This window comes from Streptomyces sp. NPDC026092, from assembly GCF_040638605.1.
Taxonomy (GTDB): Bacteria; Actinomycetota; Actinomycetes; order Streptomycetales; family Streptomycetaceae; genus Streptomyces.
In genome coordinates, this window is sequence record NZ_JBEZYN010000019.1 from 129,548 (window position 1) to 148,562 (window position 19,015).

General features: G+C 73.6%; 18 protein-coding genes. 7 read left to right on the plus strand and 11 right to left on the minus strand.

The genetic code is table 11. The features are described 5' to 3' along the window. Positions 1-6: 6 nt before the first annotated feature. The 5 genes from AB0F56_RS27875 to AB0F56_RS27895 are packed head-to-tail and all read right to left on the minus strand — an operon-like array spanning position 7 to position 5,417. Positions 7-987, minus strand: coding sequence for an NAD(P)-dependent oxidoreductase (locus AB0F56_RS27875; RefSeq protein WP_362014336.1), 981 nt, complete (start codon positions 985-987; stop codon positions 7-9). Further along, entirely contained in the window at positions 984-2,114 is a 1,131-nt protein-coding gene (locus AB0F56_RS27880) for a cytochrome P450 (protein WP_362014338.1), read from the minus strand. Before AB0F56_RS27880 ends, AB0F56_RS27875 begins: the two co-directional genes overlap by 4 nt. 44 nt (positions 2,115-2,158) lie before the next feature. Beyond that, positions 2,159-3,649 (minus strand): class I adenylate-forming enzyme family protein, encoded by a 1,491-nt coding sequence (locus AB0F56_RS27885; RefSeq protein ID WP_362014340.1) that lies wholly within the window; start codon positions 3,647-3,649, stop codon positions 2,159-2,161. Further along, positions 3,649-4,392 carry a glycosyltransferase gene (locus tag AB0F56_RS27890; protein ID WP_362014342.1) on the minus strand — a complete coding sequence of 248 codons (744 nt, stop codon included), beginning with the start codon at positions 4,390-4,392 and terminating at the stop codon, positions 3,649-3,651. Before AB0F56_RS27890 ends, AB0F56_RS27885 begins: the two co-directional genes overlap by 1 nt. After that, positions 4,389-5,417, minus strand: a complete 1,029-nt coding sequence (locus tag AB0F56_RS27895) for a ketoacyl-ACP synthase III (protein ID WP_362014343.1) — start codon at positions 5,415-5,417, stop codon at positions 4,389-4,391. The genes AB0F56_RS27890 and AB0F56_RS27895 overlap by 4 nt, the downstream gene beginning before the upstream one ends. 222 nt (positions 5,418-5,639) lie before the next feature. On the opposite strand from AB0F56_RS27895, the gene AB0F56_RS27900 reads away from it, so the two are divergent. The 3 genes from AB0F56_RS27900 (at position 5,640) to yidD (ending at position 9,647) form a co-directional block, all read left to right on the plus strand. Then, on the plus strand, positions 5,640-6,692 hold the full coding sequence (locus AB0F56_RS27900) for an enoyl-CoA hydratase/isomerase family protein (RefSeq protein WP_362014345.1): 1,053 nt from the start codon (positions 5,640-5,642) through the stop codon (positions 6,690-6,692). 360 nt (positions 6,693-7,052) lie between these two features. Then, on the plus strand, positions 7,053-9,137 hold the full coding sequence (gene fusA / locus AB0F56_RS27905) for an elongation factor G (RefSeq protein ID WP_362014347.1): 2,085 nt from the start codon (positions 7,053-7,055) through the stop codon (positions 9,135-9,137). A gap of 81 nt (positions 9,138-9,218) precedes the next feature. After that, positions 9,219-9,647, plus strand: coding sequence for a membrane protein insertion efficiency factor YidD (yidD, locus tag AB0F56_RS27910; protein WP_362014348.1), 429 nt, complete (start codon positions 9,219-9,221; stop codon positions 9,645-9,647). A gap of 4 nt (positions 9,648-9,651) precedes the next feature. Here the strand turns inward: yidD and AB0F56_RS27915 are convergent, their stop codons facing one another. The 3 genes from AB0F56_RS27915 to AB0F56_RS27925 all read right to left on the minus strand — a co-directional run bounded on the left by AB0F56_RS27915 (position 9,652) and on the right by AB0F56_RS27925 (position 11,153). After that, on the minus strand, positions 9,652-9,837 hold the full coding sequence (locus AB0F56_RS27915; RefSeq protein ID WP_362014350.1) for a DUF1272 domain-containing protein: 186 nt from the start codon (positions 9,835-9,837) through the stop codon (positions 9,652-9,654). A gap of 103 nt (positions 9,838-9,940) precedes the next feature. Further along, positions 9,941-10,663 (minus strand): transporter substrate-binding domain-containing protein, encoded by a 723-nt coding sequence (locus AB0F56_RS27920; RefSeq protein ID WP_362014351.1) that lies wholly within the window; start codon positions 10,661-10,663, stop codon positions 9,941-9,943. Positions 10,664-10,673: 10 nt separating this feature from the next. After that, entirely contained in the window at positions 10,674-11,153 is a 480-nt protein-coding gene (locus AB0F56_RS27925; RefSeq protein ID WP_362014353.1) for a MarR family transcriptional regulator, read from the minus strand. Positions 11,154-11,316: 163 nt separating this feature from the next. Here AB0F56_RS27925 and AB0F56_RS27930 point away from each other — a divergent pair, with 163 nt between their 5' ends. After that, a complete protein-coding gene (locus AB0F56_RS27930) occupies positions 11,317-12,774 on the plus strand; it encodes an MFS transporter (protein WP_362014354.1) in 1,458 nt (485 codons plus the stop codon). A gap of 164 nt (positions 12,775-12,938) precedes the next feature. Beyond that, on the plus strand, positions 12,939-13,706 hold the full coding sequence (locus AB0F56_RS27935; RefSeq protein ID WP_362014356.1) for an NPP1 family protein: 768 nt from the start codon (positions 12,939-12,941) through the stop codon (positions 13,704-13,706). 56 nt (positions 13,707-13,762) lie between these two features. Here the strand turns inward: AB0F56_RS27935 and AB0F56_RS27940 are convergent, their stop codons facing one another. The 3 genes from AB0F56_RS27940 to AB0F56_RS27950 all read right to left on the minus strand — a co-directional run bounded on the left by AB0F56_RS27940 (position 13,763) and on the right by AB0F56_RS27950 (position 16,820). Then, positions 13,763-13,981 carry a DUF6296 family protein gene (locus AB0F56_RS27940; RefSeq protein WP_362014358.1) on the minus strand — a complete coding sequence of 73 codons (219 nt, stop codon included), beginning with the start codon at positions 13,979-13,981 and terminating at the stop codon, positions 13,763-13,765. 36 nt (positions 13,982-14,017) lie between these two features. After that, positions 14,018-14,629 carry a TetR/AcrR family transcriptional regulator gene (locus AB0F56_RS27945; protein WP_362014359.1) on the minus strand — a complete coding sequence of 204 codons (612 nt, stop codon included), beginning with the start codon at positions 14,627-14,629 and terminating at the stop codon, positions 14,018-14,020. A gap of 118 nt (positions 14,630-14,747) precedes the next feature. Then, complete coding sequence (locus AB0F56_RS27950; RefSeq protein ID WP_362014361.1) at positions 14,748-16,820, minus strand: discoidin domain-containing protein; 2,073 nt, start codon at positions 16,818-16,820, stop codon at positions 14,748-14,750. Positions 16,821-17,076: 256 nt separating this feature from the next. Between AB0F56_RS27950 and AB0F56_RS27955 the strand changes: the two genes are divergently transcribed. Then, positions 17,077-18,300, plus strand: coding sequence for a cytochrome P450 (locus tag AB0F56_RS27955; RefSeq protein WP_362014397.1), 1,224 nt, complete (start codon positions 17,077-17,079; stop codon positions 18,298-18,300). A 53-nt stretch (positions 18,301-18,353) separates the two neighbouring features. Further along, entirely contained in the window at positions 18,354-18,971 is a 618-nt protein-coding gene (locus tag AB0F56_RS27960; RefSeq protein ID WP_362014363.1) for a TOPRIM nucleotidyl transferase/hydrolase domain-containing protein, read from the plus strand. The last annotated feature ends 44 nt before the right edge of the window (positions 18,972-19,015 follow it).

The following is a 19,015-nucleotide window of genomic DNA, read 5'->3' on the forward strand; positions in this document are numbered from 1 at the left end:
CATACATCAGCTCATGGGGCGTGTCCTGTTGCCGCGCTCCCCGGCGCGGCGCGTCCCCGCCGGGCGACGCTTCGTGTGCGGCGCGCCCGGAGTGGCGACGTAGTCGGCGAGCGTGCGGTCGGGGCGCCAGCCCCGGGCCCGCGCCTTGGACACGTCCAGGACGACCCGGTGGGCCAGCTGATCGACGGCGTACCGCGTCAGCGGCGGCTCGGCGCCGGGCCGCAGGCGCCCGAGGGCCTCCGCCGCCGCGGCCGCTCCCCACGCCAGACGTACGGGGAGGTGATGGATCCGGGCGCGCACGCCGTGGGCCCGCAGGACGGTCTGTACCGCTTCGTCACGGCGGTACGGGACGGGGTCGGCGATGTTGTAGGCGCCCGGGTCCCAGCTGGCTGCCGTGAGGCACGCGCCGGCGAGGTTCTCGACGGCCGTCAGACTCAGGGCCACGTCGGGGCCCGGCAGCAGCAGCCGCCCCGCCCTGACCCGCGCGAGGAGCCGGGGCACCAGGTGCGGGTCGCCCGGGCCGTACACCGCGCGCGGGCGCAGGACCACGGCTCCGGACGCGAGCGCGAGGACCTCGCCGGCCGCCTTCGTACGTCCGTACGCGTTGAGCTGCCCGTCGACGGGATGGTCCTCGATGATCCGGTCCCGCCCGGGGCCGGGCGCGTACACGCTGGAGCTGCTGACCCAGACGACCGGGCGGCCCCCGGCGGCCTCCAGGAGGCGGGCGGTGCCGTCGACGTTCACGGCGCGCATGGTCGCCTCGGCCGGCGACCCGGGCACGGGGTCGCCGACGGCCGCCGCGCAGTGCACGACGAGGTCGGCTCCGGAGAGGTCGGGTGGCCCGCTCTCGGCGTCCCAGGGGACGTGCCGGCCGACCGGTCCGGGCCGCCGCCCCACACACAGCACGTCGGCGCCGCGCGCGGCGGCGAGGGCGGCGACGTGCGAGCCGCAGAAGCCGCTCGCTCCGGTGACGGCGATCGTGATCATGAGGGGTTCTCCGGACGGGGGAGCGGGGCGGTGGAGGCGCGGACGGCGGTGGTCGCGCGGACGGTGAGGCGGCGCCAGCCGGGCAGCGCGGCCCGCCGGTCCACGCGCGCGGTGACGACGGCCGGACGGTACGGGGCGAGTGAGGCCAGGACGTCGTCCAACTGCGCCAGGGCGAGCCGCGCGCCCGGGCAGGCGTGCGGGCCGGCCCCGAAGACGAGCCGGGCGACGGCGGGCGGTGCGGGCCGGTGCGCGTCCGGCGGGTCGACGTCCGCGCCCACGGCGTGCCGCGCCACGAGCACAAGGCGGTCCCCGGCCTTCACCGGACACCCGCCGAGCACGGCATCGGCCGCCGCCACGCGCGGCAGCAACGGGGACGGCGCGGTGACCCGCAACAGCTCCCCGACGAGCGCACCCCGCAGCCGGTCGTCGGCCGCCTCGTCCCACAACCCGCCGTCGGCACACCAGGCGACGGCACGCGGGAGGGCGGCGACGGTGGTGTTGACGGCGGCGACGACGATCATGGCGCGCAGCGCGACGTCCGGGTGAGGGGCACCGGCGTCGTGCGGGCACGAGGGCCCCGCACCCCCGAGCAGCGCCTCCAGGCGCGCGGTCGCCCTGGCCGCCGCGCGGGCGGTGCCCGGCGGGCGGGGGCCCGGGAGGTGGTCGCGTACGGCTGCCGACGCGGCGTCCGCGGCGGCCTCCGCGAGGGCCGAGGCCTCGGCCGTGCTGTCCAGCAGGGCGCGGACGGTCGCACCGGCGAGTTCGCGGGCCAGCGGGACGAGGTCGACGGTGTGGCCGGCCGCGAGCGGCGCGAGCTCGCGGTCGAGCACGGCCCGCCAGACCGGCCGCAGCCGCTCGACCCCTGCCGCGCCCAGCTCCTCGGCGACGGCGCGCCGGGTGCCGCGGTGGTCGGCACCCTCCTGGTCGAACAGCGTTCCCCCGCCGGAGAGTTCACGCGCCGCACCACCCGTGGTCCCGGCCGCCGCGCGGTCCAGCGGGATACGGGTGAGCGCCTCCCGGTACGGCTCGGCCCCGTTCACCAGGACCGCCCGCCCGAGTCGGGCTACCGGCCGCCGCCGGACGGCCGCGAGCAGCGCGAACAGCAGCGGATGCGACCGCGTGTACACCCGCCGGTCCCGCCGCCGGGCGCCCCGAAGCGCGGTAGCCGCCCTCATCGTCCCGCCCCCGTCGTCCGCGCCGCCGCGAGTCTCGCCGTGGCCGCCCGGTCCGGCTTCAGGGAGCGGCCGGACAGCGGGATGTCGGCGAGGAGGAGGGCGTCCGGGCGGGCCGTGCCCATGCGGCTCAGGGGGCCGGCCAGGGCGGCCCGGACCCGGGCGGGGTCGGCCTCGTGGTGGGGCTGGACGACGGCGACCAGGCGTTCGTCGCCGTCCCCGGCCGGGACGCCCACCAGGAGGGCCAGTTCGACACCCGGCACGTGCAGCGCGGGCTCGTACAGACCGGGGTAGATGTTCTCCGCCCGCCTGAGGACCATGTCCTTGCTGCGGCCCGCGAGCACGATCCGGCCGGCCGCGTCGAGCCGCCCCTGGTCACCCGTGCGTACCCACGGCTCGGGCTCCTCCCCGAGGTAGCGGTGCCGGGCCGCCGGGCCGGAGAGCAGTAGCTCGCCGCCCGGTCCTGGCCGTGCCGCGACGCCCGGCAGCGGCGCGCCCACGAGGTCGCCGTCGCCGGTGAACGCCGCCTTCTCCGCCTGCTCGACCGCCGCGGCCGGGAACAGCTCGGTCAGCGCGTACACCCCCCACGCCTCCCGCGCCCCTGCCCGCTTCACCCGCGTGAGCAGTTCCGCGCTCGCCGGGGCCGAACCGGTCCACACCCGCCCGCTGAACCGCGCGTCCACCGCGAGCGCCGCCCGCAGCTGAGGTGGCGTCAAATAGGTTGCCTGGGGCGCCAGTCGGCGCATCTGCCGCGCGAGGACCCGCGGTGAGCGGGCCGGCAGGGCGACCGGCGCGCCGTTCGCGAGTGACGGTACGAGGACGAAGAACGTGCCGCCGAGCACGGGCGACCCCGGCTCCGGGCGGACGAGTCCGGTCACCGTGGCCATGCCCGCGGCCAGCGAGGAACGGGTGTGGACGACTGCGCGGGGCCGCGAGGTCGTGCCCGAGGTGAAGACGATCACCGCGTCCCCGTCCTCGTCCACCGCGCGCGGGAGCACCGACGCACCCGTACCCGCCTGCCGGGACGACAACGCGGGGGCGCACCCCGGCAGCCGCCGGCCGACCGTGGCCACGGGACCGCCGAGCTCCGCGAGGTCCGGCAGCGCGAGCCGGGCCCGCCGGGCGAGCGGCCGCGCCCACCCGGCCACCGCCTGGGCGGTCGCGTCGGCGAGCACGAGGTCGGGGCGGGCAAGCGCCAGGCGCGCCCGCAGCACGTCCGGGCCGGCACCGGGGTCCAGCACGGCCGCCCGCAGGCCGAGCCGGTGGACGGCGAGCAGCACGGCGAGCGCGCGCGGCCCGGGCCGCCCCGCGACCCCGACCGTGTCGCCGCGCCGCAGCCCGCGCGCGTGCAGCGCGCGGGCGTACCCGTCGGCGAGGTCGGCCAGCTCCCCGCACGTGGCCTTCGTCCGTACGGCGCCGGAGCGGGTCGTGCCGAGCACGGCCGGGCGGTCGGGGCGCGACCGCAGGGTGTGGGCGAGAGCGTCCAGCATCAGCGCGGGTCCTCTCCGTGCCGGCCCGGTCCCCGGTCCAGGTACCAGCGGGCGGTGCCGACGATCCCGTACGCGCGCAGCCGCCGGGTGGAGTTCTCCACGACCATGTCGCGGGCGTGCACGATCGCGGTGGTGGAGCGGCGCACCCGGTTGAGGAAGAGCCGGTCGGTGGGGGAGGGGCGGCGGGGCATCCCGCCGACGGCCTCGTACAGGTGCGCGGTGATGGCCATGTTGTTGCCGGCGTGCATCCGGTACGGCGCGAGATAGCCGTGCCGCCGCCGGTGCGCCGGGCGCACTCGCCCGAAGAACGCGGCGACGCGGACGAGCGAACGGAACAGGGCCCGCCCGACCGGCCCGTGCTCGTCGCGGCGGGCGTCGATCCGGCCGCACACCAGGCCCGCCCCTTCGTCCAGCGCGGTCCGCGCGGCGGCCGTCCAGCCCGGGTGCGGCAGACAGTCGGCGTCCGTCCGGGCCAGGAGCCCGGCCCCGCGCCCGATCGCGTACCGGAAGCCGGTGTCCACGGCGCACCCCACGCCCTTGTCGCGCTCGTCGAGCACATGGACGGGGAACGGCGCCCGCCGGGCGAAGTCCCGGGCGATGGCGGCGGTGTCGTCCTCGGAGGCGTTGTCGACGACGACCAGCTCGAAGTCCCGGTCCGCCTGGGCGGCCAGCGCCTCCAGCGTGTCGCCGATGCGCGCGGCCTCCTGATGCGCGGGCACCACCACCCACAGTGTGTCGCTCATGCCTTCTCCCACACCATCGTCATGATGCTCACGCCACCGCCGAGCCCCACCAACAGGACCCGGTCACCGGGCCGCAAGTCCCCCTGGACCCGCTCCAGTTGGACACCGAGCGTCGCGCTCGCGATGTTGCCGAGCTCGGGGACGGTGACGACCAGACGGTCCTCGGGGACGCCGGTGATCTCCACGAACCGCCGCAGATACGGCACGGTGACCTGATGGACCAGGACGTGCCGGAAGTGGCGCCAGTCGAGGCCCGTTCGGTGGCGCATCCGGTCGATCACGGAGGTGCCCACCTTCTCGAACACCTCGCGCAACTCGCTGCCGTCACCTTGGAAGTACGTGTGCTCGTCGCCGCGCGGATGGCGTGAACCGCCGCCGAATATCCCGCCGACCGGCCAGTGTTCGGAGTGCGTCTCGCTGTCGACGTCGAGGATCCCGCCCCGGTCCACCGTCTCCAGGACCACCGCGGCGCCCGCGTCACCGAAGGTGTAGCCGGCGAACCCGTCCCGGAACTGGGCCAGGTCGGCGGGGTCGTGCCGGACGGCCCTGCTCGGGGTCTCCCCGGTGACGACGAGGGCCCGCCGGGCGCGCCCGGCCAGGATCATCGTACGGGCGAGGTCGATGCCGTTGACGAAGCTGTTGCAGGCGTTGGTGACGTCCAACGCGTGGGCCCGGGAGCCCAGTTCGGCCTGCACGATGTGGGCGGTGGCCGGCTCCACCATGTCGCGGGTGGCGGAGGCGAACACCAGCAGGTCGACGTCCGCCGGTTCGACCCCGGCCCGCCCGAGCGCCTGCCGGGCGGCTCCCACCGCGAGGGTGGAGGCGTACTCGCCCGGCCGCACGGCCCTGCGCGTCAGAATCCCGGTCGCCCGCTCGAACACCCCGGCGGGCAGCGCCATCCCGCTGCCGGCGACGACCCGCCGGCGCAGCTCCTCCGAATCCACGACCTGCTCGGGCAGGCAGGCGCCGACCCCGGTGATCCCGACACGGAGGGGGCCGTCAGCGACGGCCTGATGACTGTTCATACGACGGAGGCTACGAACGCCACGGGGGCTGCCGCCTGAGTGCCCGTACTCATCCCGGCCTGGGGGAAAGCCCCCGGGGTCCTGGGGGACGCCCCCGGTCCTGACGGGAAGCCGCCGGTCCCGGGGGAAGCCCCCGGTCCTGAGCGAATCCCCGGTGCCGGACGGCCGCGGACCGTGGCGATACGGTGGCCGGAAGATCGTTCGGAGGAAGGTGACGCGACCATGCGACTCAACCAGGACACCCCGCAGGACGCGGACGGTCCGCACGTCCTCGTCCGCACCGAAGGGCGAGCCGGCTTCCTCACCCTGAACCGGCCTCGCGCCCTCAACGCGCTCACCCACGCCATGGTGCTCGGCATCGACGAGGCGCTGACCGCCTGGGAGGACGACCCGGCGGTCGAGACCGTCGTCATCCAGGGCGCGGGCGCACGCGGACTGTGCGCCGGGGGCGACATCCGGGCCATCTACGAGGACGCCCGCGCGGGCGGCACGGAGACCCTCGGCTTCTGGCGGGACGAGTACCGGCTCAACGCCCGCATCGCCCGCTACCCCAAGCCGTACGTAGCCCTCATGGACGGGATCGTGATGGGCGGCGGCGTCGGCGTCTCGGCCCACGGCTCCGTCCGCGTCGTCACCGAACGCTCCCGCGTGGCCATGCCCGAGACGGGCATCGGGTTCGTGCCCGACGTCGGCGGTACGTATCTGCTGAGCCGGACGCCCGGCGAACTGGGCACCCATCTCGCCCTGACCGGCGCTCAGGCGGACGCCGCCGATGCCCTCCTGACCGGCCTCGCCGATCACTTCGTACCGTCAGAGGACCTTCCCGGCCTGGCCGAGGAGCTCACGCGCGCCCCCGCGCACGAGGTGCTGCCGCGGTTCGCCAGGACCGCCCCGCCCGGCCGCCTGGCGGCCGCACGCGACTGGATCGACACGGCCTACACCGCGCCCACGGTGGAGGAGGTCATCGACCGGCTCCTCGACTCAGGGATCACCGAGGCCAAGGAGTCCGCCACCACCCTCCTGAGCAGGTCGCCCACCGCCCTCAAGGTCACGCTCGCGGCCCTCCGCCGGGCCCGAGTCATGGATTCCCTGGAGGCCGTCCTGGCCGTGGAGTTCCGGCTCTCCCACGCCGCCCTCACCTCCGCCGACCTCGTCGAGGGCATCCGCGCCCAGGTCATCGACAAGGACCGCGCCCCGCGCTGGACCCCGGCCACGCTCGCCGAGGTCACGGAGGCGGACGTGGCGGCGTACTTCGCCGAACGGGCCCTTCCCTAAAACCCGGTGACCCGGCCGGGCTCCACTCCCTACACTCGCAGCACGCACCGCCGAGATCACGGCGTGCGCGCCGACGACCGAACGAGGGGAGCCCGACCGTGTGTTGCCAGACCACCGTCGTCGTTCCCCGGTCCCGGTACGACGTGATCCTGACGTCCCGGTCTCTCCGGTGCCGGCTGCGCGGCCGCCACCGGACCCCGTGACGAACACCTGACACCCCCTGCCCAGCCCGGCGCGTGCCGCGAGAGCCGTGCGCGCCGTCGCCGCGAGGCCCGAGGGTGTCCCTCTCCGCCCGCCTCCGGGCCGCTTCGTCCGGGAATCGCGCCGACCCTTTCTCGTACCCACCGAAAGGTCCGGGCCGTGCGTACCCCGCTTTCCCGTCAGCTCCCCACCAGCCCCCTGAACCGCGTCCGCAACCTGGGCATCCTCGCCCACGTCGATGCCGGCAAGACCACCGTGACCGAGCGGATGCTCTACCTCACCGGCGCCGTCCACAAACGCGGCGAGGTCCACGAGGGCACCACCGTCACCGACTTCGACACCCAGGAACGCGACCGGGGCATCACGATCTTCGCGGCGGCCGTCTCCTGCGTCTGGGACGACCACCGGATCAACCTCATCGACACGCCCGGACACGTCGACTTCTCCGACGAGGTGGAGCGCTCGCTGCGCGTCCTCGACGGCGCGATCGCCGTGTTCGACGCCGTCGCCGGGGTCGAGCCGCAGAGCGAGACCGTGTGGCGCCAGGCCGACCGGCACGGCGTCCCCCGGATCGCGTTCGTCAACAAGCTGGACCGCGCGGGCGCCGATCTGGACACGGCAGTCGCCTCGATCCGGGACCGCCTGCACACCGTGCCGCTCGTCGTCCAGCTGCCCATCGGCCGCGAGGACGCCTTCACGGGCGTCGTGGACCTGGTGCGCCTGCGCGCCCTGGTCTGGGAGACGGGCGCCGACACGTACACCGAGGGGCCCGTCCCCGAGGAGCTCGTGACGGAGGCACGGCTCAGGCGCCGCGCCCTGGAAGAGGCGGTCGCCGAACTCCACCCGGACGCCCTGGAGGAGTTCTGCGCCGAAGAGACCCTCGGCGCGGACACCCTCACCGCGGCGCTGCGCGACCTGACCCGGACCGGCGAGGGCGTCGTCGTGCTCTGCGGCTCCGCCTACCGCAACCGGGGTACGGAACCGCTGCTCGACGCCGTCGTCTCCTATCTGCCCTCGCCCCTGGACGTGCCGCCCGTGCGCGGCACCCTGGACGGCGCGGAACGGGAACGGGCCGCCGACCCGGCGGAACCCTTCGCCGCGCTCGTCTTCAAGGTCAACTCGACCGCCACCGGGCGGCTCACCTACCTCCGCGTGTACGCGGGGACCATCGGAAAGGGGGACACCGTGCTCGACGTCGCCGCCCGGCGCACCGAGCGCGTCGGCCGGATCCTGCGCGTGCAGGCCGACCGGAACACCGAGGTGGACTCCGCCCGGGCCGGCGACATCGTCGCGGTCGTCGGCGTGAAGGAGGCCCGCGCCGGTGCCACGCTCTGCGCGCCCTCCGCCCCGCTGCTCCTCGAACCACCCACGCCGGCCGACCCGGTCGTCTCCGTGGCGGTCGAGGCGCGCCGGAGCCTGGACACCGACCGGCTGGCGTCCGCGCTTGCCCGACTTGTCGAGGAGGACCCCTCGTTGACGGTCAGGACCGACCCCGAGACCGGTCAGACCGTGCTCTCGGGCCTGGGCGAACTGCATCTGGAGGTGGCCGTGGAGAAGATCCGCCGGGCCCAGGGCCTGGAGATCGCCGTCGGCAGGCCGCAGGTGGCCTACCGGGAGACGGTGGCGCGCGGGGTGTCGGGCCTGGTGTACCGGCACGTCAAACAGGACGGTGGCGCGGGCCAGTTCGCGCACGTCGTCCTCGACGTCGAGCCGGTCGGGGAGGCGCAGGAAGGGGAGTTCGTCTTCTCCTCCACCGTCACGGGCGGCCGCGTACCGCAGGAGTACGTCCGCGCGGTCGAGGCCGGCTGCCGCGACGCGCTCGTGGAGGGCCCGCTCGGCGGCCACCCGGTCACGGGCCTGCGGGTGACGCTCACCGACGGGGCGACCCACTCCAAGGACTCCTCGGAGATGGCGTTCCGCACGGCGGGCCGCTTCGCGCTCCGCGAGGCGCTGCGGGCCTGCGCGATGACCCTCCTGGAGCCGGTCGTCGAGGTCACGGTCACGGTGCCGGACAGCGCCGTGGGCGGCGTGCTCGGTGACCTGGCGGCCCGCCGCGGCCGGGTCACCGGCTCGACCGCGCGCGCCGGAACGGCGGTCCTGACCGCGACCGTTCCGCTGGCGGAGCTGTTCGGCTACGCGTCCCGGCTGCGCGGCCGCACCCAGGGCCGGGGCACGTTCACCGCCCGGCCGACGGGCTACGCCCCGGCGCCGACCGCCGCCGCGGTCGGCACGACGGCCCGCTGACGGCACGGGACGGGCCCGCCCGCCACGAGGGCGGGCCCGTCCCAAACGTATGATCGAGCGAGTCGTCGAGGGGGCGAAGTGATGTCATCGAGGGAGTCCGCGCGTGCGCGGCGGCGGAAGCGGCGCGAGGACGGCGAGGAAGGCTGCTGCGCGGGAGCGGCCGACCAGTGCTCGGCCTGCGGTATGTACTGCCCTCAGATGGCCTTGGTGGCCCTCGCGTCCCTGCTCCTCGGCAAGGCGCGCCCCTCGTCCGGCGCCCGCCCGTCCGCCGGCCGCCCGTCGGGGCGGGTGGCCGGGGCGCTGTACGGGGCCGTGGGTTTCTACCGCGACACGATCAGCCCGACCCGGCCGCCGTGCTGCCCGTACACCCCCACCTGTTCGACGTACGCCGTCAAGGCGCTGAGCCGCCACGGCGCCCTGCGCGGCGGCCTCCTGACGGTGGCCCGGCTCCTGCGCTGCCGCCCGGGAGCCGCCCGCCGCCGGGGCTGCACCGACCCGGTCCCGCACTGACAGGTCAGACCGCGACCGCCCGGCGCGGGCGGGGGACCAGCTCGCCGCCGCAGTTGGGGCAGACGCCGGCCATGGCGTCGCCGCACGGCACGCAGAAGGTGCACTCGTACGAACAGATGAAAGCGGGCGCGTCCTGCGGCAGCGTCGCCGTCTCGCAGCGCTCGCAGGTCTCACGCATCTCCAGAGCCATCGTTCTTCCTCACCGTGATTCGGGGTTCACTCCACTGTCCCGGCCGGAGCCGGGTGCCCGAAAGCGCGGGGAGGGCCAAAGATCAACACGATCGGGTCGTGTCCTACCGGGGCGGCGCCACCAGGCCCGGGGACTGGTGCGAGCGCCACAGCGACTCGGCCACGAAGCCGCCGGCCTTCAGCTCCTCGACGAGTTCGGTCAGGAACCGCACGGTCTCCGGCCGCTTGTCCTTCGTCGTGCCGACGGCCTGCCGGATCTCCATGAACCGGTCCTCGATCAGCCGGAGCTCCGGGTGCGCCCCGACGAACGCGGTCATCGGCTGCCTGATGCCCGCCGCGACCTCCAGGCCCTCGGCGAGGAACACGTCGGCGCCCTCGTCGCCGCGTACGAGGGTGGCGTGCCGCAGCGTGCGCGTGAGGTAGAGGTCGTACGCGGACCCGCGCTTGACGCCGATGCGTACGCCGACCCGGTCCACCTCGGCGGGAGTGGCGAACTCCGAGGCGGTGGGCACCGCGTAGACGCCCTCGATCACGACGTACGGCGCGGTGAACGCGACCTCGTCCTCGCGCGCCGGCTCCACGGCGAGGAAGCAGAGGTCCGCGCGGCCCGTGGCCATCGCCTCGTAGGACTTGCGCGCCGCGTCGAAGCAGACGAACGCGACCGGCACGCCGAGCCGCGCGCCGATCTCCCGGGCGAGGTCGACCGTGACCCCGCCGGGGGAGTCGGGGGTGCCCTGCGCGAGAACCGGGTTGCCCAGGTTGATCGATGCCCGCAGGATGCCGGTCGGCGCGAGATCCCGGGCGAGGTCGGCGATGGCGGTCGTCATGCGCCGGAGTCTAGGGCGTATCCTCAGCGGCCTCGGGGCGGGGCCAGGGGCGGCCCTCCAGGCGCTCGATGTCGCTGTTGAAGCGCCGCAGGTACGCGGCGAAGTCGGCCACCTCGTCGGGCGTCCACTTCTCCAGGACCCGCTCCAGGCCTTGGACGTTGGCGCCCCGGTCGGCGTCCAGCCTGCGCCGCCCCTCCGCCGTGATGCTGAACTTCCGGGCGATCCCGCCGTCGGGGTCAGGGATCCGTTCGACCACCCCGGCCTTCAGCATCGCCGCGGTCTGCCGGTTGAGCGTGGACGCGTCCAGGCCGAACGCGTCGCTCAGCTGTCCGATGGAGAGCGGCCCGTCGATCTCGATGCGGCTGAGCAGCACATAGGCGCTCCGGTCGAGCCGCCCTCCCGCGCCGCGCGCACGGGGGTCAAACAGATGCGAGTGCCGCCCGACGAGCATGGTCTCGAACTCGATCAGGTGCGTGGGCTTCTCTTCCATGGCCCCATCCTCCCCGCCCGTGCGGCTTCACCGGTCCTGTGCATAGTACAGACTATGTGTATCCTGCGCATGATGTGCATCATGCATGTCGCCTCGCTCCGCCCCACCAGCCCCGCCCCGCGTCCTGCCGTGTCGTACGCGCGTTGCCCCTAGGGAGAACCCCGTGACCAGCTCCAAGACCGACGACCGCCCCCGTGGCGTCGTCGGCGTCCTCGCCTTCGCGGGCATCGTGGCCGCGCTCACCCAGACCTTGGTGGTGCCCCTCCTGGGCGACCTGCCCAGGCTCTTCGACACCACCGCGTCCAACGCCTCCTGGGTGGTCACCGCCACCCTGCTGTCGGCGGCGGTGGCCACGCCGGTCGCCGGACGCCTTGGCGACATGTACGGCAAGCGGCGCATGCTGCTCGTCTCCGTCTCGCCCCTCGTCGTGGGCTCTGTCGTCTGCGCGCTCTCCTCGTCCGTCGTCCCGATGATCGTCGGCCGGGGCCTCCAGGGTCTGGGCATGGGCGTGGTGCCGCTCGGCATCAGCCTGCTGCGCGACGTCCTGCCGCCGGAGCGCCTGGGCGCGTCCATCGCCCTGATCAGCGCCTCCATGGGCGTGGGCGGCGCGCTCGGCCTCCCCTTCTCCGCCGCCGTCGCCGAGAACGCCAGCTGGCGCGTGCTGTTCTGGGTCGTCGCCGCCCTGGCGACGGTGGTGGGCCTGCTCGTCCGGCTGCTCGTGCCCGCGGGCCGTACCGCGTCCGACGCCGGCCGTTTCGACGTGCCCGGCGCGATCGGTCTCGGCGCCGCGCTGATCTGTCTGCTGCTCGGCGTCTCCAAGGGCTCCGACTGGGGCTGGACCAGCGGGACGACGCTCGGTCTCCTCGCCGCATCCGTCGTGGCGCTGCTCGCCTGGGGCTGGTGGGAACTGCGGACCGCCGAGCCGCTGGTGGACCTCCGCGTCACCGCCCGCCCGCTGGTCCTGATGACCAACCTGGCCTCGGTCCTCGTCGGATTCGCGATGTACGCCCAGTCGCTGGTCGTCCCCCAGCTGCTCCAACTGCCCGAGGCCACCGGGTACGGCCTCGGGCAGTCGATGCTCGCGATGGGGCTCTGGATGGCCCCGGCCGGGCTCATGATGATGATCCTCGCCCCGCTCGGCGCCAAGCTCACCGCCGCGCGCGGCCCCAAGATCACCCTCGGCGTCGGCAGTCTGGTCATCGCCGTCGGCTACGCGTGCGCCCTGCCGCTCATGGGGACGACCGTCGGCCTGCTCGTCGTCACCCTCATCTGCAACACCGGCGTGGGTCTCGCGTACGGCGCGATGCCCGCCCTCATCATGGGCGCCGTGCCCCGCTCCGAGACCGCGTCGGCCAACAGCTTCAACACCCTGATGCGTTCGATCGGCAGCTCCGTCTCCGCCGCCGTGATGGGCGTGGTCCTCGCCCAGATGACCACGGACTTCGCCGGTCATCTCCTGCCCTCCGAAGGCGCCTTCAGGGTCGCCCTGCTCATCGGCAGTGGCGTGGGCCTCGCGGCGGCCGTCGTCGCCTTCCTCATCCCGGTCGGACCGGAGGCCGAGAGCGGCCGGACCGGTGAGGGTGCCGCGGCACCGAACGTGCCCTCCGGTGCGAAGGTCTGACGGGACCGGCGACCGCCTCTCTTCATCGCGCCGTCATCAACCGGTTCTCCACGCGACAGCGGGGTTCGGGACAACTGATCCGGGCATGTCAATCGCGCACGCGCACGGCATCCCGCATCACACCCGCCTCGCACCCCGCGTCGCGGTCCCTCAGGAGGACGCAGTTGAAGACGAGTTCGTGGTTCCGCCGGGTCTCCGTCACCCTAGGCAGCAGCATCGCGCTGGTCGTCGCCGTCTCGGGCAGCGCGTTCGCGGCGCCGCCCCCGCCGCTCCCCGCCAACGCCGACGGGCTCGAGCAGACGTTCCAGCCCGCCTACGACTACGACACGGACGGCTGTTACTCCACCGCGGCCATCGGCCCCGACGGCACCATCAACCCCGGCCTCAACCCCACCGGCGCCCTCAACGGCTCGTGCCGGGACGCCTGGGACCTCGACAACACCAACGGGTACTCCCGCGCCAAGTGCAACAACGGCTGGTGCGCCGTGCTCTACGGCCTGTACTTCGAGAAGGACCAGGCGATACCCGGGATCAGCCTCGGCGGCCACCGCCACGACTGGGAGCACGTCGTGGTCTGGATCCAGGACAACCAGGCCAAGTACGTCTCCACCTCCGCGCACGGCAACTTCAACACGTACGGCCGTGACCAGATCCGCTGGGACGGGACGCACCCCAAGGTCGTCTACCACAAGGACGGCGTGAGCACGCACTGCTTCCGCCCCGCCAATACGAACGACGAGCCGCCGGAGAACCACAAGGGCCAGTGGCAGTTCCCCGCCCTGGTCGGCTGGAACGGCTACCCCGCCGGGGTGCGCGACAAGCTCGTCCAGGCGGACTTCGGCAGCGCCCACTTCGGCCTGAAGGACGGCAGCTTCGCCCCGCACCTCGCCAAGGCGAAGCCGGCCGGCATCCCGTTCGACCCGTACGCCTGACCCCACCGGGTCACGCCGCCCGCCGCGCCGTGAGCCGGGTCGCCCGGACCGCCGGGTCAGTCCACCGGCTCGGCGCGTGCGGGTGCGTCGTGGCTCTGGTGCCCGCCGCTCGCGAGCATGCGTACGTTCCCGTGCTCGTCGATCTCGGCCTGCACGATGCCCGTCTCGTCGGAGTACACGGGATGCCCACCGGCCCCCTTGCGGTCCGTCCGGGTGACCACGATGGAGTCACCCGACACCGGAAAGGTCAGTTCATAACGTTCGGCACGGTGCATCCCCTGTTTATAACCGACAGCTGACGCCGAACCCGGTCATTCGGCCGCGCGCGCGTCCACGACGAGCACGGCGACCTGATCGGTGACCAGGTCGAGGAGCGCGGCCGTGGACTCCTCGTCGTGGCCCACGACGAGGAGGTTCAGGGTCAGGCCGTCCGTGACCGCCGCCAGATAGCGGGCGAGGACCGGCACGGGCACCCGCAGCTCGAGCATCATGCTCGCGGCGAGCTCCTCGATGAGCTCGCGGTAGATCTCGGCGTACCGCTCGTGCTGACGGCGGGCCAGCGGCTCGAACCCGGGGGTGCGCAGCGCGTACTGGGTGAGTTCGTACGTCAGCATGTGCTCGCCCGGACGGACCCGTACGTGCTCCCAGTACGCCTCGAACCCGGCCCGGATCGTCTCCCGGAACGTCTCGCGCGGCCGCAGCGCCTTCTTCACCGTCCCCACGTAGTGGTCGGTGATCGCCGTGATCACGGACTCGAGCAGGGCCTGCTTGGAGTCGAAGCAGTAGTGGAAGACGCTCAGCGACACGCCCGCCTCGGCGGCGATGGAGCGGGTCGTCGTCCTCGGTACGCCGTCCCGCGTCATCGCCCGGATCGCGGCCTCCGTCAACTGGCGGCGCCGTTCGGCGAGCGGCATACGCGACATGCGCTGGTTCCTTTCCCGTGCCCGTGCCCGTGCTTGTGCTTGTACTCGTTGTACGGGACGGGGTGGGGCGACCGTCCGGTCACCCCACCCCGTCCCGCCATGGATCCCCGGCTCTCCGTCAGCCGCTGAAGACCCCGACCTCCTTGAGGGAGTACCCCCACTGGGTGCCGCGCGCCACCCCGTACACCCGCAGGTACCGGGCGGTCGTGCCCGCGAACTGGACGGTGTCCAGGCCGCCGTCACCGGTTGCGGTGGACCAGGCGGTACGCCAGTTCGTGCCGTCGTCGGAGAGCTCGACGCGGTACGCCTTCCCGTACGCCCGCTCCCAGTCGAGCGTGACGCGCTTGACCAGCTGAGGCTCCCCGAGGTCGATGCGGAGCCACTGGTCGTCCTTCCACTCGCTCGCCCAGCGTGTCCCCGGGTCACCGTCGACGGCCCGGTCGGCCACGAAGGTGGTGAACGGGTTCCACCACTCGGTGGTGGACGCGGAGGCGGGTGCGCGCGCGGCCAGGTTCACACCCGCCCGGTGCCGCTCGGAGGCGCCCCAGGTGTCGAGGTAGGACTCGGCGCCCCGGAACAGGTCGTTCACCACGTCCTGGCCGCCGACCTGCCGGATGTCCTCGATCCAGTCCGGTACCAGGCCGTTGTGCGAGGCGCCGTCGGTGTTGAGGTCCCAGGTCCGCTGCCCGGTGGTCTGCCGGTCGATGACCGAGCCGCCGTCCGTGGAGCGGAACGGGTACGTGACCTTGTTCGGCGCGTCGGCGCCGCGCGGGCCCGGCCAGCCGCCCACGCCGTTCATGTCGGTGCCGTAGCCGTAGCCCACGTCGTACTTGTCGCGCAGGGCGTCCTTGGCCTTGGCCTCCGCGCTGAACGCCTCGGACCCGTTCATGTACTGGGCGGCGAACCCGCCGAGCTTGTACAGCCGTTCGGTCCAGCTGCTGTCCATCCAGCTGTGCGAGGAGATCGCGCCGGGGTAGGACGCCGACTCCATGATGTCGAAGGCCCGGCCGGCGGCCTTCACGCTCATGTGGTCCAGCTCCAGCATCATCTTGCGTTTCATCATCCCGCGCAGCGCGTACTCGCCGAGATCGGTGAGCCCGCGGGTGTTGCACCGGGCGTCCTGGTTGTACGTGGGCACGCTCACGCCGGCCGGCAGCTCCTTCTGCGCGTTCGGCGCCGCGGCGAGGCCGATCGGGTTGTCCTGCTGCGGGCCCGCGCACTGCTCGGTCTTCCAGAAGGTCCCGGTGGAGAGGAACTGCCCCACGTTGATCGCCGTGCCGAGCGCCCCGGAGTCGAAGCGGACCCCGCAGAGCGCGTTGTCGAACTTGTGGCACAGGAACATGCTGCGCACGCCGAGCCCGTGCAGCTCGTCCAGGCCGCGGTCGATGTCCGCCTTGCTGCACTGCGAGACGTCCAGGATCTGCTTGCAGCCGAAGGGCTCGGAGGTCTCGACGCCGAGGACGACCGCCAGCTTGCCCTGCTCGATGACCTGACGGGCCTGCTCCGAGTCGGTGACGATCCGGAACCAGCCCTTGCCCGGGCCGCCGAACATGTTGTCGATGTAGTCCTGCATCTCGTACGTCTTGCGGGCCTGCAGCCGGATCGATGTCATCTCGTCGCAGCTGCGGTCCTTGAAGAAGTAGACCGAGCAGATGACCCCGTTGGTGACGAGGTCGTTGACGAGGACCCGCTGGCCGCCGCGCCAGGCCCGCTCCACCCAGGCGTAGTAGTTCTGCTGGTGGGTGAGCGAGTCGTGGGCCGGCCAGTCCTTGAACGTCGGCCAGCCGTCCGGGTCGTGCTTGCCGTCGCCGCCCTTGGTGATGAAGTCGAAGATCGCGAGCGAGCCGTCGGGGTAGTGCTCGGGGCAGTCCTTGAGCGCGTCGGCCACGCCCTTCACGGAGAAGGTCTGACCGCAGATGAGGCGCCCGCCGAAGGCCTCGTTGGACATCAGGTGGTTGTGCGCGTCGACGAACCCGCGCACCTCGCCCTTGTCGTTCGTGCCCTTGAACGGCTCGCCGGTGACGTTGATCTGGGAGTCGGGTGCGGGGCGTGCGGAGGGGTTCCACCAGGAGGGGTCGGCGGCGGAACCGGAGGCGGGGGCGAGCAGCATGGTCAGGGTGGCGAGCATCAGCGCCAGCACGGCCAGCGGCCCGCGCCTGCCGGACGTACGGCTGCGCGTGGGGGGTCTCATGGGCATCACTCACGTCTTCGGTCGAGGGACGGTGTGCGGGCGGCGGAGCGCAGGATTGTCATGTTCCGAGCGAAAGGTGGGTCGAGGATCCCGACTGCCGCGAGCGGAGTCAAGAGTCCGGGACAGATGACCTGATGGCCGGGGCGGCTACGCGATCAGGCCACCCCGGCCTCATTCTGATCTTCCGTCAGCACGTGTGGCCCGCCAGTCTTGACGAGGGCTCCCGCCCCGTACGCCCGCGAAAGGACCCGCTGTGATCAGGCCGAACCCCCCGATCGTGCTCGACCCCACCGGCGCCGACCACCACGCCGAACACCGGCTGCTGCGCGCCCAGGGCCCCGCCGCCCTCGTGGACGTCCTCGGCGTGCGGGCGTGGTCGGTCAGCGACCCGCTGCTGCTCAGGAAGCTCCTGACCGGCCCGGACGTGTCCAAGGACGGGCGTCTCCACTGGCCCGACTTCGACAAGGCCGTCCCCGAGTGGCCGCTCGCGCTGTGGGTCGCGGTCTCCAACATGTTCACCGCCTACGGCTCCGACCACGCCCGGCTCCGCCGCCTGGTCGCCAACGCGTTCACCGCCCGCCGCGTCGCCACCCTGCGCCCCGTCGTCGAGGCCCTGGTCACCGGGCTCCTCGACGACCTCGCGGCCGAGCCGCGCGGAGCGGTCGTCGACCTGCGCGAGCGGCTCGCGTACCCGCTGCCGATCGCCCTCATCGGGCACATGATGGGCGTCCCGACGGCCCGCCGCGAGGGCTTCCGCGCGCTCGTGGACGGTGTCTTCGACACCACCCTCACCACCGAGGAGGCCATGGCCAACACCGGGCGGCTCTACGGCCTCCTCGACGAGCTCATCGCCGCCAAACGCGCAGAGCCGGGCGACGACATGACCTCGCTCCTCATCGCCACCCGCGACGAGGACGGCTCCACCCTGACCGAGCCCGAACTGCGCGACACCCTCCTGCTGGTCATCAGCGCCGGGTACGAGACGACCGTGAACGTCATCGACCAGGCGGTCACCTCCCTCCTCACCCACCCCGACCAGCTCGCCCACCTGCGCGCCGGCCGCTCCGGCTGGGGCGACGTCGTGGAGGAGACCCTCCGCCTCGAACCGGCCGTCAAGCACCTGCCGCTCCGCTACGCGATCACCGACATCCCGCTGCCCGACGGCCGGACCATCGCCCGCGGCGACGCGATCCTCGCCTCGTACGCGGCGGCCAACCGCCACCCCGACTGGCACGGCCCGACGGCCGACACGTTCGACGTCACCCGCGCCACCAAGGACCACCTGGCCTTCGGCCACGGCATCCACTTCTGTCTGGGCGCACCGCTGGCCCGTCTGGAGGTGGCCACCGCCCTCGAACACCTCTTCACCCGCTTCCCCCACCTCGCCCTGGCGGTCGACCCGGTGGACCTCCGGCCCCTGCCGTCCCTGATCAGCAACGGCCACCAGACCCTCCCGGTCCACCTGCACCCCACGGCATAGCCGGTACGAATAATGCGGTGCCGTGCCGGCCGCCGACGGGCAGACTCGGCCCCATGGTGGAGATGCGGGCGTTCCAGGACGCGGTCGGCGCGTGGGCGAGCGGCGGTCCCGGCGGGGCGGCGGAGGAACTGGCGGGCCGGCTTGGCGTGCGTACGGCGGTGCTGCTCGAAGGGCTGAGCGACCTCGCGGCCGTCGAGGCCCTGGCCGAGCGCCGGGGCCGGGACCTGGCCGCCGAGGGCGTCTGCGTGGTGGCGATGGGCGGGGCGATGAGCGTGGGCCGCTACGCCGACCTCCTCGGGCCCGCCGGCCTCGGCCTGCGCCTGACCGGACTGTGCGACGAGCGCGAACGGCCCTTCTTCGACCGCGCCCTGGAGCGCGCCGGGACACCACGCCGGGACGTCTTCGTGTGCGCGGCCGACCTGGAGGACGAGCTCATCCGCGCGCTCGGCACGGCGACGGTCGAGGAGATCGTCGCCGCCGAGGGCGACCTCCGCCCCTGGCAGACCTTCCTGCACCAGCCCGCCCACGCCGGCAGCCCCCGGCACCGGCAGTTGCGGCGCTTCCTCGGCACGAAGAAGGGCCGCAAGATCCGCTACGGCCGCCTCCTCGTCGAAGCCCTCGCCCCCCAGCAGGTACCGGCCCCGCTGGACGACCTGTTCGCGAGCCTGTGAGGGGCTTTTCACAGCGACCGCATAGGGGGGGCCTATCCCGGCGC